This is a genomic window from Mycoplasmopsis citelli, assembly GCF_900660645.1.
GTDB lineage: Bacteria > Bacillota_I > Bacilli_A > Mycoplasmatales > Metamycoplasmataceae > Mycoplasmopsis > Mycoplasmopsis citelli.
Map to the genome: position 1 here is coordinate 1,031,844 of NZ_LR215036.1, position 14,740 is coordinate 1,046,583.

Below are 14,740 nucleotides of genomic sequence, written 5' to 3' on the forward strand. Positions count from 1 at the left end.
CACTATTTTTGGTAAAATATATAAATATGAAACCTATTAAAGAATTTTTCAAGTTAAAAAATTGAAAAAGAATTTTAATTAGCGTTTTAACCCTTGGATCTGCTGCAATAACTATTGGTTTTGGAAGCAAATATTATATTTCTCAAAATGTTAATAAATCAATTGAATATGGGGGCGGTCTTGAAGTTGTTGTTCAAGTAACATCAAATGGAAAAAACGCTGATAAAATTTTAACTGAAAATGTTAATAAATCTCTTTTTGATCGTTTAACTGGCGGAACTGGTTTAAATGGTGTTTCTGTAAGCTCTGAAGGAGATGGAAAAATTCGAATTACCAAAAGTGGTGATTTAAATGATTCTCAAAGAGATCAATTTTTAAAGGAAATTACTAATAAACCAGTTTTAACATTTACTGATTCAAACTTAAAACCTTTGTTTTTTGATGGGACTTTTGTTGAAGATGGTTCCTTAGATAAAGGAACTCCGGTTAATTGAATTCCTCCATTTGCTACCAATGAAGCTAAAAGCATAATCCAAAATAATGGTAGAAATGTTGTTGAATTAAAACTAGCTAATCAAGAAGCAATAAAACAATGAACTAGTGCTACTTTAAACATTTCAAAAAGACAAAATCGTTCAATTTTGATGTGATTAAATATTTTGGAATTAATTGATTTAGCTAAAAATAAATATCCAAAAGATTGAGCTGAAGCTCGTGAGAATTTATGAAATTTTGTTCATGTGGGAAATAAACCTTTTGAAATAATTACCGATCCAGTTACAAAGCAACCAAATATTCGTCCAAATCCCTTTAAAAAAAATGTAATCGACATTGAGGGTCGTTATTTAATTAGTGTTGCCAATGTAGATGGTCCGTTAAATAGTGAAAAAATTGTTATTAACGGAAATTTTACCAATAATCAAGCAACTAATTTAGCTAATCGAATTAATTTTGGATTAAGTAATTATAATTTATCAGTTGTTTCAACTCACTATTTAGATTCAACATTGCAAAATAAATCATTTTTATATGCAATGATTGCCGGATTATTAGTATTTATTGCAATTGCAGTCTTTATGATTATTAATTATGGATTGCTTGGAATAATTAGCTCATTTTCAATTGCTTTATATATGTTCCTTGTATTACTAATTTTCACTGCAATTAAAGGTGAATATAGTCCATCAACTTTGGCTGCTTTAATTATTGGGATTGGAATTAGTGTTGATGCTAACGTTATTACTTTTGAGCGACTTAAATCCGAAGTTTATTCTGGAGATTCCTTGGATAAATCCTTCAAAACGTCCAATCGACTCTCGCTTTCATCAATTATTGATGCAAATATTACAACTATAATTATTGGGTTTATTCTATTTTACTTAGGAACTAAAGAAGTTAAAGGATTTGGAATTACGCTAATTTTGTCAATATTCTTTACATTGGTAGTTATGCTAATATTTACTCGTTTCCTTGCAACATTAATTGTTGGAACAGGATTTTTTGATAAAAGATTATTATGACTAGGAATTAGAAAAGCTAAAATTAATAATCCCGGTAAATTTACAAGAAAAATTAACAATATTGATTATCTAAATAAAGCTAAATGATTTGCTTTAGGATCGGCACTGTTTATTCTTGCTTCGTTAATTGTTTTTGGTTCTATTGCTGGTGCAAATCAATCATTTTGAACCGGAATTAACAGATCGTTAGAATTTAGTGGCGGAATTGATATTTCAATTTTAACTCAGGGAGATTCTTTTGGAAATTTAACAAAATCTCAAGCTGAAGCAATTCAAAAAGAAATTATTAAAAATGCTCAAAATATTAACCTAATAGATGCAGCTAAAATAATTTCAATTCATAAAGGAAGTTTATCAACTGAAAACTACATAATCAGCATTAAAACATCGCAAGTTCTTTCTCCAGAACAAATAGCTCAAATTCGTGAAATAGCTCAAAATATTAGAAGTGATGTTTCATTATCAGAACTTCAAGTTCTTCCTTCTGAAGCTTCAAAAATTGTTGTAAATGCTTTAATTGCGGTCGCTGTTGCTTTTGTGGGAATTATTGCTTATACCTTAATTAGAATGAATTGAACTTTTGCTATAGCTGCTGTAATTGGTTTAATGCATGACTTTGTCATTGTAATGGCCTTTATTATCATTACTAGATTGCAAATTTCAACAATTATTGTGGCTGCAATGCTCTCAATTATTGGTTTATCAATTAATGATACTATCGTTACTTTTGATAGAATCAAAGAAAAAATCAACAATGAATATCCAAATCAAATTTTAAGCAAAGAAGATATCAAACTAATTGTAAATCAATCAATTTCAGATACCTTAAAACGGAGCTTATATACTTCATTATCTACAATTTTTGCAGTATTTATTTTACTAACATTTGGAAACGCAACCAATTTAACATTTAATATTGTAATGCTATTTGGAATTTCAATTGGAGTGTATTCATCAATTTTTATTTGTTCGTGAATTTGATCAAAACTTGAATTGTTCAAACAAAAACAAATTCAAAAAAGAATTGAAAGTAAATACTGAGATATATCAGTTCCTGATGAGCAAACCTTCCCTGGAATTAATGATTTTGAATATTAAACAACTTTTAAAAGTTGTTTTTTATTGTAAATTTAAGCAACAGAGAAAATATGGTATTATTTAAAAACTAAAAGTTGAAAAGGAGATAAATATGGCACGCTTTATTGATGAAATTACAATTAACGTCCAAGCTGGCAAGGGAGGAAATGGGATGGTGTCTTTTCGTAGAGAAGCTCACGTAGATAAAGGTGGTCCAGATGGAGGAGACGGCGGAAAAGGCGGTGATATTTACTTTGTTGGAGACTTAGGAAAAAACACATTATTAAGTTTTTACAAGAATAAACATATTGTCGCTGAAGACGGAGTTAAAGGTGGGCCTAAAAATCTGTATGGTGCTAATGCTCCTCACAAATATATTAAAGTCCCTGTAGGAACTCTCGTTTATAACAAAAATAAATTAGTAGCTGATGTTATTGAACCTGATAAACCTTATCTAATAGCCAAAGGTGGAAAAGGAGGGAGAGGAAATACTAAATTTAAAACCTCTAAAAATACCGCTCCAAGAATTTCTGAAAATGGAATGCCTGGAGAAAAATTTGAAGCTAAAATTGTGCTTAAAATTCTTTCTGATGCAGGAATTGTCGGGAAACCTAGTGCAGGAAAAAGTACATTACTATCAGCACTTTCTAATGCTAAAGCTAAAGTAGCTGAATATGAATTTACCACCCTTGTTCCACAACTTGGAATGGTTGAATTTCACGAAAATTCCTTTACAGTAGCTGATTTACCTGGTTTAATAAAAGGAGCATCTCTAGGTAAAGGATTAGGAATTCAATTTTTAAAACACATTGAACGTTGTCGAGTAATTGCTCATGTTATTGATTTTGGAAGCGAAGATAAAGATCCAATTACTGATTATCAAATAATTAATAACGAATTAAAATCTTATCAATATAAGCTAGAACAAAAACCACAAATAGTGATTGCAAATAAAAGTGATATGCCTTTATTCAAAAAGCATTTAACCCAATTTAAGGAAAAATTCCCTGAAGTTCCTGTTGTAGCAATTTCAGCAATTTTGAGAGAAAATTTAGACGAGGTTAAGCAAAAATTGTGAGAATTAATTCAACAAGAATCATTAAAGCCAGTTGAACAGGAAGTTGAAGAAGTAAAAGTTATTACTTTTGAGCCAGATTATCTTATTAACTCTCCATATCGAGGACACTTTGATATTACTGGTAAAAAAGTCCAAGAATTCTATCACAAAATTCCAATTAATTCATATGATAACTTAATTCGTTTTAATAATATGATGAAAAAAATTGGTGTATGAGATGAGTTATTACGTCGTGGAATTAAAAGAGGTGATACAGTTTCAATTTATGGACACCAAATGGAATGAGAAGATGAAGAATAAGCTACCTAATATTTAGGTAGCTTATTTGCTTAAATAAAAATAAAAAAAGAGGATCATACAAAAATGACCCTGCACAAGTAATTAAACTAAAACTATTTTTTGAAAAATTGGTGCCCAAGACAGGACTTGAACCTGCACGGATTGCTCCAGCGGATTTTGAGTCCGCAGCGTCTACCATTCCACCACTTGGGCGTAGGTATTGTAATTATATCATAATTAATAATTATTTCTTATTCTTTGATAGTTAGTATGATTTTTAGCTGCATATCAATAACTTAATTGTTCATAATTAAATCCTAACATTTCAAAAGTTCCAATGGCAACTTGAAAGGCATAATAAACAGTTTCCTTGCTAGGTTTTTTCATTATTTCAGCTAAAGCAATAAAGAGATTTTGGAACTGAATGTTTAAATTTGAAGAACAAATAACTGGTTCAATTTCATAATGCACACCATAACGATTCGAAAAAGACACTAAAAAGTGAACTAAATCAGCAAATTCTTCCAAAACTTTGTCAGTTATAACATTTTTATTTTTCTTTCAATATTTAAAACTTTGAATTTCATTAGCAAATTCAGAAGCTTCAACTACTAATGCAATTGTTCCGTTAATAACAATTTGATCTTCAGATAAATCTGGATTTGAAATGAAGGATTTTTCTTTAATTTTTTGATCCAAATCCTTTTGCATTTCAAATATTTTTGATAAATTCATAAATGTAATTATAAACTTTTTTATGCATAAATTCAACAAATAAGACTATTTTCTTAAAACATAATAATATGCATTATCTGAAAATTTTTGTCCTTGCAAGGTTTCTTGGGCAATCTCATCCCTTTTGGCAATGAAAATAGGTTTGGGTAAACTACTTTCTTGTAGAAGTTTCAAAATATCTTCTTTATTATAAAAGCACAAAACTCCTTCTTTATTTTCAATTTGATAAATTACATCTTCAGCTCTTCAGTTAGTGATATTACTTTTAACTAAACGTTCAGCTGCTTGCTGAATGTGTTGTTGCTTTTTAATATCATTATCAACTTCATCAGCAGTAAAAATTAAAATTCCACCTTTTAAAAGCGAATTTCAAGCGTTTTTTAAAGCCTTAATTTTATTTTGATGTCCTGGAATACACATTAAAGAATTGAAAGTAAAAAACGCAACATGATAATGATTTTCTTTTAATGAATTATTTTTTGTTAAATCAGCTTGATAAAAATTTAATTGGGTATTAGGTTTTTGAAACATTTCTTTAGTTTGAATATATTTAGCTAATTTAATTGAAGCTTTACTAATGTCATAACCATCAATATTTAAATATCCCAATAATAATGCATTTAGAGAAAATCTTCCTGGTCCACATCCTAAGTCAGCAATTTTAATATCTAAGTTATTTCCAAAATATTTTTTGAGCAAGGTCTGTTCAGCTTTAAGCATCCCAACATTAAAAATCGCTTCAGAATAATGTTGAAGCGATTTTTCCGTTTCGTAACTTTGAGTATATTTAAGAGTATCTTTCATTTGTTTTATTTATAAGATAATTCTTCGTGTTTTTCTTGCGAATAAGCTTTAATAAATTCAACCATTAAATCAACAGTAGCTTGAATATCCACTAGTGAGGCAACCCCAATTGGGCTATGTAAATATCTTTGCGGAATTGAAATTGAGACAGTTTTTGCTCCTCCACGAGCATATTGAAGTACGCTAGCATCAGTTCCGCCACCCATTGCAATATATTTATATGCCGGAATATTATGGGTTTTAGCTAAATGCATTAGTAAATCTAAAATTTTAGGGTCTCCAAGAGTTCCGCCGTCTTTAACAAGTAAATTAACTCCTTTACCTAATACCGGAGTGCCTTTAATTGCACCAGTGGTATCATGTGAAGCTCCAGTATCAACAGCAAAAGCAACATCAGGATTAATTAAACTAACTGAAGTTTTTGCTCCTCGAGTACCAACTTCTTCTTGCACAGTTCCAACGATATATAAATCTACATCTAAATCTAAATTTGCTACTTGATTGGCAATAAGTTCAATTGCAGTAACTCCCGCACGATTATCCATTGCTTTTCCACCAACTAAATTATTTTCAAGTATAACTGTTTCTCCAGAAATGTAAATTCGATCTCCAACTTCAACTCCATGATCAAAAGCTTCTTGATCAGACATAAATCCAAAATCAACAAATAATTCTTTTTCAGTAATTGCTTGTTTAACTTTTTCAGCTTCCAAAATGTGAATTGAAGTGTGACCAAAAACTCCAGTGAATTTTTTACCACTAGCATTAACTACTAAAGTAGCTTTAGTTCCAATAACTACATTTGGTCAAACTCCTCCAATAGTTGAAACTAATAAATTTCCATTTTTTTCAACACTACGAACAATATAACCAACCTCATCCATGTGTGCTGCTAACATTACTTTAGGTGCATTTGGATTTTTTGGATTTTTTGACTTTTTATGAAAAATAACTGAACCAAATCCATCTCGATATACTTCAAAAGTATCGCTAGCAATACCTTTCTTAAGCTCATCAACTACTGGTTCTTCGTAGCGAGACATTGCTTCAATATTCATGTAAACATTTAATCTCTCAAATAAATGTGTGTATTTTTTATCCATATTTTCCTTCTTTTAAAAAAGTATATACTTAAAATTTTACTAAAATATTTTTACTTCTTTAATCTATTTTAATATCATTTTATGCGGGAAAAAGGAAAAATAAAACCAACAAAATATTTACTTTTGTTGGTTAAAAAATTATTTCTTTTTCTTATTGATATATTTAGGATCAAAAATTCCAATATAAGGTAAATTTCGCAATTTTTCTTGATAATCAAGTCCAAATCCTACTAAAAATTCATCCGGAACAGTAAAACCATAATAATCAGCTTCAAGGTTGACTTTTCGATTATGTGGCTTATTCATTAAAGTTAAAATTCTAAAACTCTTCGGATTACGAGCAAGGAGTAAGCTTTTAATTTTTTCTAAAGTAATTCCACTATCAATGATATCTTCAACAATTAAAACATCTTTATTCTCAATATCTTCACTTAAATCCATAATGATTTTAACACTTCCGCTTGAAGCGTGAGAACCATTATAACTAGAAGCAATTAAAAAATCAATTTGGTGATCAACATTTACATCTTTAATTAATTGAGCCAAAAATGGCACCGATCCTTTTAACAAACCAACTAAAATTAATGATGAACTATCTTTAAAAGTATCATTTACTCACTGAGCACATTTTTTTATGTGAGCATTAATATACTCTTGGTCAAATAAGATTTTTAGAATTCTTGGATCTTTATTCATTAGTTACTCTTTCTTTTTTGTATTGATCAATTGCTTTGATAGCTTCTTCAAAAACTTCTTTTTCGGTTTTGTTGTTAGTATCAATTACAACATAGTTAATTTTGTACTTTTTAACAATATCTAAGAAAGTTTTCTTATAAGCTTGGTATAGTTCATAAAAATATTCTTTGTTAGCTTCATAATTGCTTATTTCAACTTCTCGTCCTCGTTTAAAAAGACGTTTTTGAAAATTTTCAAAGCTAATATCTAAGAAAATAGTAAATTCAGGAAGCTCTTCATTGCTTACTAGTTCATTAAAAAGTGCTTTATAAGCATTAAAAGATTTTTTCGGCAAACTCTTTAAATTCACTGATGCAAATACATAATGTTCAGCACTAAAACGATCTAAAAAAATAATATCTTCATTTTTATCTAAGTTTTTTTGATTAAACTTATCAACAATTTTGCGAACACTTGCAGTGTGATTTTCGACAACATAGACTTGAAAACTCACATCAATGTTTGGTTTTTGTTCATAAAACCATTTTAAATAAGTATTAAAAACTTCATCTTGCTCTTCATACTCATTTAAAAGCAGTGATTTTTTATAATATTTATTAAGTTTTTTTGAAAGAGTGCTTTTACCACTACTAATCATTCCTGAAATTCCAATAACCATACATACTCCTTGAAAAATTTTTAAACAAAAACCAAAGAATAAATCTTTAGTTTTGTTGTGTTACGCTGATAATTTCCACATTAAATTTTTGTTGAGCATCAACTTCAACAGCATCACCAGCTTTTTTACCCATAATTGCAACTGCTAATGGGCTTTTATTTGAAATTTTATCCTCAAATGGATTTGCATCATGAGTTCCCATAATAGTGATGTTTTTAATTTCTCCAGTTTCAATGAACTTTAATGTTACAGTTGCTCCAATTCCAATTGAAGCACTGTTAGCATTTTCAATAATTTCAGCACGATCAATAATTGTTTCAAGTTCGTTAATCCGCCCTTCAACAATTCCTTGACGATCTCTAGCTGCATCATACTCAGCATTTTCTGAAAGGTCACCCTGTGCACGAGCTTCTTTAAGTGCATTTTGCACTGCAGGACGCTCTACATTAACTAGATATTCGTATTCTTTTTTGTACTTTTCTAAAGTTTCTTTAGCTAAATAAATTTTTTCACTTTTTGATACCATAATGCTCCTTTTTGTATTTAATTATAGCAATTTTGTAATTTATTGCTTAACAATATATAAAAATTTACTTTCAACATATGAGATTTCATATAGTAAATTAGTTTTCTTAATTAATTTCACAAAGTTTACTAATTCTTTTTTGCGATAATTAGTTGTTAAAATCATCATCATTGATTGATTTTCTAATACTTTAAAATATTTTTCAAAAACCTCTTCAAGAGAATAATTATTATTAAAAACTGCTACAAAATTTAAGCTTTGTCCATTATATTCAAACAAATTGCTTTCTTGTAATTCATCAGGATATTTTTCTAAAAGTTCTAAATATTGTGGATAAAAATTATATTCTTTTAAAAAATACATTTTTCTTTTTGTTTTAGCTGAAACAACAGCTTGTAAAAAGACATCCTTATTATCAATAATTAATATTGAATTAAAATCATTAGTAAAAATCGTATTAATGACTGCTTCAATATCATAAGGTTTATAATCGTTTTTTAAATGGTCCTTCAAATTAAAAGGTAGTTCCCCTAAATCGTTTCTTAATCTTTGAAGCATTAAATAAGTTTGCTCTCGATCTTGATTAAGATATTGCTGTTTGATTTTTTTAATCTTTCATCTTAAAAAAAGAACTAAAATAAGGGCAATTAAGGCAACTACTCCCATTGAAATAAAAAGTCCTATTTGAGTTTTAGTCATTTTTACCTCATTTATCTTTGTAATATTGTAAATAATCTTGCAAGATAATTTGAGCTGCTAATTTATCTTTAAATCCTTTTCTTTTTTTAGCATTTAATCCGGCACTAATCATAATTTCTTGAGCTTTTTTGGTGCTATATTGTTCGTTTATCAGCATAATTGGGATATTAAAGTTTTTTTTAAGTAGTTGCTTAAAATTTTCAACCATAAAAGTTCGCTGACTTTTTTCTCCACTAATTTTTATCGGATATCCTAAAATAAAACCATCAATTTTATATTCTTTTGTATATTCTCTAATTTTGTTAATAACAGCTTGAAAATCGCCTTCTTCCATAAGAAAATTTTCTAGTGAGGTTGCAATAATTTCACTTTCATCAGTGATTGCAAATCCACAACTTTTAGTCCCTAAATCCATCCCTAATTTTCTCATGATAATTTTTTAATTTGTTCAAGCAATGTCTCTTGAGAAACTTTCAGATTGCATTTACCCATTGCTAACAAATTATTTCCACCACCTTTACCGTTAAATGAAACAAAAAGTTGTTGAGCAATTTTGTTGGAATTAAAAGTTTTCGATCCTATACAAAGCATATTATTGGAATCAAAACCTACAATTAAAGCTTGTGGATGTTTTTCTCTAAGAGTTGAAACTGATGTTTTTAATGCATTTGCTGGAACTTCAAAAAGATAAACATCATTATTATTATTAATTAGAATATTTGTAATTTGCTCTAAGTTAATTTGAGTATTTTGTTGTGAATGTTTTTTAGTTAATTCTTTATTGTATTCTTTGGCAGTTTCAATTAAGTTTTGTAAATAATTAATTTGTTCTTCTAAATTTTCTTTTTTAAGCACAATAATGTGGTATTTTGGATCTAAATCTTGATTTTTTTGAATGACTTTTTGAAGTTGTTCATTTAATAAATTAACTTGCTCTTGTAAATATTTATTAACAATTTCAAAAGAGGAAATAGCTCTAATTCGATAAATTCCTGCTGCTTTTTTCTCTACTGAAACAATTTTAAAACTTTCTAGCATTCCTGAATGTTCTAAGTGTGTTCCACCACATAAATCAGCTGTAATTCCTTCAAATTCAACAATTCTAATGTTTTTAGGATCCATATATTCAGCTTCCTCAAGAGTCATAATTGCTCCCATTGCTTTTGCTTTTTCAGTTGTTGTTTCTAAATAGTTACGTTTGACATCTTTTTGAATGTATTGACGTACTAAATTTTCAATTTTTACAATAGTTTCTTTTGAAGGTTTTTCATCACTTGGAAAGTCAAAAGTTAATCTTTCTTCATTATTATCACTACCAATTTGTTCAATATGAGATCCTAAAATTGTGCGTAAAGCACAAAAAAGCAAGTGAGTTCCTGAGTGGTTTCTTTTTAATCCTAAACGAATTTTTTTATCAACAAAACATTGCACTGGATCATTAAGATTAACTTTTCCTTGAACCTTATGAATATGATTGTTAAATTTATCTTTAAAAACATTTAAAATTTCAAGTTTATTATTATTTTGCAAAATATATCCGCGGTCATGCTTTTGACCTCCGCTAGTAGCGTAAAAAGGAGTTTTTTCTAAAATTAAATAACTAATTCCTTCATTTTCTGTAACTTCGTCTTGATCTGTTAGTAATTTTAAGATTTTAGTTGAAGCTTCTTCAAAATCATAGCCAATAAAGTGATCAAGTTTTTTATCAATTAAAGCAAGTGAATTAATAACTTTATCCATTCCCGAAAGTTTTAAACCTCTTGAAGCTTCTGAATGTTTTTCTTTAGCTTGATCGTATGCTTCCATATCAACTTGAATGTTTTGTTCATTTAAAATTTCAACTGTAAGCTCAATTGGAAATCCGTAAGTTTCAAATAATTTGAAAGCTACATCTCCAGGAAATAACTTATCATTTACCAAAATATGTTGCTCTAAAAGTTCTCTTCCGCTTTGAATTGTTTTTGAAAATGAAATTTCTTCATCCAAAATTATTTGCTCAATATTAGTAATATTATAATCATACGGAAGTGTTGAGGCAATTATTTTTACTAACTTATGTAAAAATAATTTTTGATTAATTTTAAGTTGCATTGCTTTATGAATTGAACGACGAATTAAGCGTCTTAAGATGTACCCACGACCTACATTAGAAGGTTTAGCTCCATCATTAATAGCATTTACCACAGTTCGCATATGGTCAGCAATAACTTTAAAATTAGTGTTAATTAAAGTTTGTTGCTCATCTTTAACAAAATAATTATTAATTTTGTATTGATAAGGAGTATATTTTTCAATTTCTTGAATTATTGGTAAAAATAAATCAGTGTCAAAATTAGTTGGTGCATCTTGTAAAATCGAAACAATTCGCTCCAACCCAGCTCCAGTATCGATATTTTTTTGATTTAATTCAGTGTAATTACCCTCTCCATCAGAATTATAAGTTGAAAAAACAATATTTCAAATTTCAATGTATCGATCATTTTCGATATCTTTTTTTAGTAATTCAATTCCTCGAGAATCATATTTTGCTCCCCGATCATAAAAAATTTCAGTATTTGGCCCACATGGCCCTGAACCCACTTCTCAAAAGTTAGTTGATTTATCTCCTGGAATTAAATGCTCTTCAGTAAATCCGTGTGAAATTCAATAATTTTTGGTTTCTAAATCCTCATAATAATAGGTAAAATAAAGTTTTTCTTTTGGAAGTTCTAAAACATTAACTAAAAAATCAACCGCAAAAGCAATTGCTTCTTTTTTGAAGTAATCTCCAATTGAAAAATTTCCTAACATCTCAAAAAATGTGTGATGTCGAGCAGTAATTCCAACATTTTCAATATCATTGGTTCGAATTGCTTTTTGAGAATTTGTTAATCTTTTTGATGGTGGAATTTTTTTTCCAGAAAAATAATCCTTTAAAGTAGCAACTCCACTATTAATTCAAAGTAATGATGGATCATTGTGTGGAATTAAGCTTTTTGAAGGAACAATAAAATGTCCTTGAGATTCAAAAAACTTAAGTCACTTTTCTCTAATTTCACTTGATTTCATTTTTACCTCTAAATATATGTGAGTTTTTGATTATCCATATAAACTTCTTCAATAATTGCTCCTCCAATGCACTTATCCCCATCATATAGAACAACTTGTTGCCCAGGGGTAATTGCTTGGGATTTTTGAGGATAAAAAACTCTTACATTAGTTCCATTAATTTCAATAGTTACTTTAATATCTTGCTGACGATATCTAAATTTAGCAGTTAAATTTTCAGGATTATAATCTAAATTATTTAAGTTTAAATTGCTTGCAATTAAATTATTTGATTCAAGTCACTGAGTTTGTGAAGAAGGAGCTACATATAAAATATTTTCTTTAACATTATGCCCGCAAACATAATATGGTTCGCTCATCCCACCTAAATTCAGCCCCTTTCGTTGTCCAATGGTGTAATAAAAACAACCAATGTGTTTACCAAGTCTTTTCTTTGTTGTAATATCAACAATATCCCCTTCTTGAGCTGGAATATAATTTTGTAAAAACTTAGTAAAATTTCGTTCGCCTATAAAGCAAATACCAGTAGAATCTTTTTTAGAAGCTGTTGTTAAATTTAATTTAGTTGCAATTTCACGAATTTGCTCTTTTTTTAAGTTAGCAAGTGGCATTATAACTTTTGAAAGTTGTTCAGAACTTAATTGTGCTAAAAAATATGTTTGGTCTTTATTTTGATCTTTGGCTCGATATAAATGTCCATTTTCTACTTTAGCGTAATGACCCATGGCAATATAATCGGCTTTAAGTTGACTAAAAGCATACTTAGCAAAAGAAGAAAATTTAATGTGTTTATTGCATAAAATATCAGGATTGGGAGTACGTCCTTTTTTATATTCTTCAATAAAGTTTTCAAAGACTTTTTCTCAGTATTCTTGGACAAAATCAACTCGGTGAAGCTTAATTCCAAGAGTATTAGAAACTGCTAAAGCATCTTGATAATCTTGCTCCTGCGGACAAACATCTTGAGTAATATCTTCATTTCCTAATACATCATTATTTAAAATACTGTCTCAATTACGCATAAATAAACCCTCAACTTGGTATCCTGCTTGCAATAATAAATATGCTGCAACTGAGGAATCAACCCCTCCACTCATCCCGATAATTACTCGTTTATTCACATTTTCTCCCTAAAATAAATAAATTTATTGTATTATATTATTTTTGAATCTTTTTAAAAGAATTAATAGCACAAATTAATAAAAATCTGACGTTTTTATAGGTCTTAAAAGTTTATAACTAATTAAAAATGGTAAAATAAAAACATGGGATTTTTTAAAAATTTAGTAAGTAAAGTTTTTTTCAAAAACACTGATAAATCAAGCATAAAAGAACAAGATTTACTCAAATCAGGAAAGTTAGAAAAATACAAAACTGGACTTTCAAATGCTAGTAATTTTGGAAAACAAATTTTAGAATTACAAAACCGTTATAATAAAATTGATGAAGAGTTTTTTGAAGAATTAGAAGAATTATTAATTATGTCAGATATTAATGCCTCACTGGTATATTTAATTATTGAAAAAATTAAACGTGAAGTAAAAACTAATAATATTGATGACCCAAAATTAATTGGAGAAATTGTTGCTGACCAAATGTTTGTTGTTTATGCTAATGATAGTATTACTAACACCACTTTGGATTATCAACAAGGACGTTTAAATGTCTTTGTCTTTGTGGGAGTTAATGGTAGTGGAAAAACTACTTCAATTGCCAAAATAGCTCATAAATTTAAGCAAGAAGGTAAAAAAGTTTTAATAGCTGCTGCTGATACTTTTCGTGCAGGAGCTGTTAATCAGCTAGAAATTTGAGCTCAAAGAATTAATGCTGATATTATCAAACCTGATAAGGAAGGAGCCGATCCTTCTTCGGTGGTATATAAAGGAATGGAAAAAGCTAAAAATGATAATTATGATTTATTAATTATTGATACTGCCGGAAGATTGCAAAATAAAGTTAATTTAATGAACGAATTAAATAAAATGATTTCAGTAATTAAACGTTTTGAACCAAGTGCACCCCATGAGTCATTATTAGTACTTGATGCAACTAATGGACAAAATGGACTTTCTCAAGCAAAAGCATTTAAAGAAATTGCGAATTTAACCGGAATTGTTTTAACTAAAATGGATGGAACTTCTAAAGGCGGAATTGTTTTATCAATTAAAGATGAATATCAATTAAATGTTAAATTTATTGGTTTAGGAGAAAAACTTGATGATTTGCAAGAGTTTGATTTAGAAATGTTCATTTATCAAATGACTAAGGATTTGATTAATGAATAAAGAAAATAAAAAGTCGCTAAATAATATTCAAAAATATACTCTATTATATGAAAAGTATGGATTTATGTTAACAAAAGTTCAACAGCAGGCTTTTGAACTTTATTTTTATAAAGATTTATCTTATACTGAAGTAGCTGAAATTTTAGCAACAACTCGTTCAAGCGTTTACGATGCAGTTGATAAGGCTTTTAAAAAATTAGATAAAATTCAAAAACAAAAAGATGCAAAATAA

The 14,740-nt window shown here is 28.5% G+C and carries 14 protein-coding genes and 1 tRNA gene; 4 read left to right on the plus strand and 11 right to left on the minus strand.

Going from position 1 to position 14,740, the window contains the following annotated elements; all coding sequences use genetic code 4:
• The first annotated feature begins 26 nt into the window (after positions 1-26).
• Positions 27-2,618 carry a protein translocase subunit SecDF gene (gene secDF / locus EXC58_RS03825; protein WP_129725710.1) on the plus strand — a complete coding sequence of 864 codons (2,592 nt, stop codon included), beginning with the start codon at positions 27-29 and terminating at the stop codon, positions 2,616-2,618.
• A gap of 91 nt (positions 2,619-2,709) precedes the next feature.
• Positions 2,710-3,975 carry a GTPase ObgE gene (gene obgE, locus EXC58_RS03830; RefSeq protein ID WP_129725711.1) on the plus strand — a complete coding sequence of 422 codons (1,266 nt, stop codon included), beginning with the start codon at positions 2,710-2,712 and terminating at the stop codon, positions 3,973-3,975.
• 108 nt (positions 3,976-4,083) lie between these two features.
• Here obgE and EXC58_RS03835 read toward each other — a convergent pair.
• The 11 genes from EXC58_RS03835 to mnmA form a co-directional block, all read right to left on the minus strand.
• Positions 4,084-4,167: transfer RNA gene (locus tag EXC58_RS03835), tRNA-Leu, on the minus strand.
• A 24-nt stretch (positions 4,168-4,191) separates the two neighbouring features.
• Complete coding sequence (locus EXC58_RS03840) at positions 4,192-4,689, minus strand: dUTP diphosphatase (protein WP_129725712.1); 498 nt, start codon at positions 4,687-4,689, stop codon at positions 4,192-4,194.
• A gap of 45 nt (positions 4,690-4,734) precedes the next feature.
• Positions 4,735-5,493 (minus strand): class I SAM-dependent methyltransferase, encoded by a 759-nt coding sequence (locus tag EXC58_RS03845; RefSeq protein ID WP_129725713.1) that lies wholly within the window; start codon positions 5,491-5,493, stop codon positions 4,735-4,737.
• Between the two features lie 5 nt (positions 5,494-5,498).
• The gene (locus EXC58_RS03850; protein WP_129725714.1) at positions 5,499-6,596 is read right to left on the minus strand and encodes a M42 family metallopeptidase; all 1,098 of its coding nucleotides are present in this window, start codon (positions 6,594-6,596) and stop codon (positions 5,499-5,501) included.
• 138 nt (positions 6,597-6,734) lie between these two features.
• Positions 6,735-7,292, minus strand: a complete 558-nt coding sequence (gene hpt, locus EXC58_RS03855; protein WP_129725715.1) for a hypoxanthine phosphoribosyltransferase — start codon at positions 7,290-7,292, stop codon at positions 6,735-6,737.
• Entirely contained in the window at positions 7,285-7,950 is a 666-nt protein-coding gene (locus EXC58_RS03860; RefSeq protein WP_129725716.1) for a deoxynucleoside kinase, read from the minus strand. The genes hpt and EXC58_RS03860 overlap by 8 nt, the downstream gene beginning before the upstream one ends.
• A 46-nt stretch (positions 7,951-7,996) precedes the next feature.
• Positions 7,997-8,476: a transcription elongation factor GreA gene (greA, locus tag EXC58_RS03865; RefSeq protein WP_129725717.1), complete on the minus strand. Its 480-nt coding sequence runs from the start codon at positions 8,474-8,476 to the stop codon at positions 7,997-7,999.
• 39 nt (positions 8,477-8,515) lie between these two features.
• Positions 8,516-9,175, minus strand: coding sequence for a BC85_0335 family putative methyltransferase (locus tag EXC58_RS03870; RefSeq protein ID WP_129725718.1), 660 nt, complete (start codon positions 9,173-9,175; stop codon positions 8,516-8,518).
• A complete protein-coding gene (gene ruvX / locus EXC58_RS03875) occupies positions 9,168-9,605 on the minus strand; it encodes a Holliday junction resolvase RuvX (RefSeq protein WP_129725719.1) in 438 nt (145 codons plus the stop codon). The genes EXC58_RS03870 and ruvX overlap by 8 nt, the downstream gene beginning before the upstream one ends.
• The gene (alaS, locus tag EXC58_RS03880; protein WP_129725720.1) at positions 9,593-12,223 is read right to left on the minus strand and encodes an alanine--tRNA ligase; all 2,631 of its coding nucleotides are present in this window, start codon (positions 12,221-12,223) and stop codon (positions 9,593-9,595) included. Before alaS ends, ruvX begins: the two co-directional genes overlap by 13 nt.
• 8 nt (positions 12,224-12,231) lie before the next feature.
• Positions 12,232-13,344, minus strand: a complete 1,113-nt coding sequence (gene mnmA / locus EXC58_RS03885; protein WP_129725721.1) for a tRNA 2-thiouridine(34) synthase MnmA — start codon at positions 13,342-13,344, stop codon at positions 12,232-12,234.
• A gap of 144 nt (positions 13,345-13,488) precedes the next feature.
• Here mnmA and ftsY point away from each other — a divergent pair, with 144 nt between their 5' ends.
• Together ftsY and EXC58_RS03895 are read left to right on the plus strand one after the other, a co-directional pair.
• Entirely contained in the window at positions 13,489-14,508 is a 1,020-nt protein-coding gene (gene ftsY, locus EXC58_RS03890) for a signal recognition particle-docking protein FtsY (RefSeq protein ID WP_129725722.1), read from the plus strand.
• The gene (locus tag EXC58_RS03895; RefSeq protein WP_129725723.1) at positions 14,501-14,740 is read left to right on the plus strand and encodes an RNA polymerase sigma factor; all 240 of its coding nucleotides are present in this window, start codon (positions 14,501-14,503) and stop codon (positions 14,738-14,740) included. The genes ftsY and EXC58_RS03895 overlap by 8 nt, the downstream gene beginning before the upstream one ends.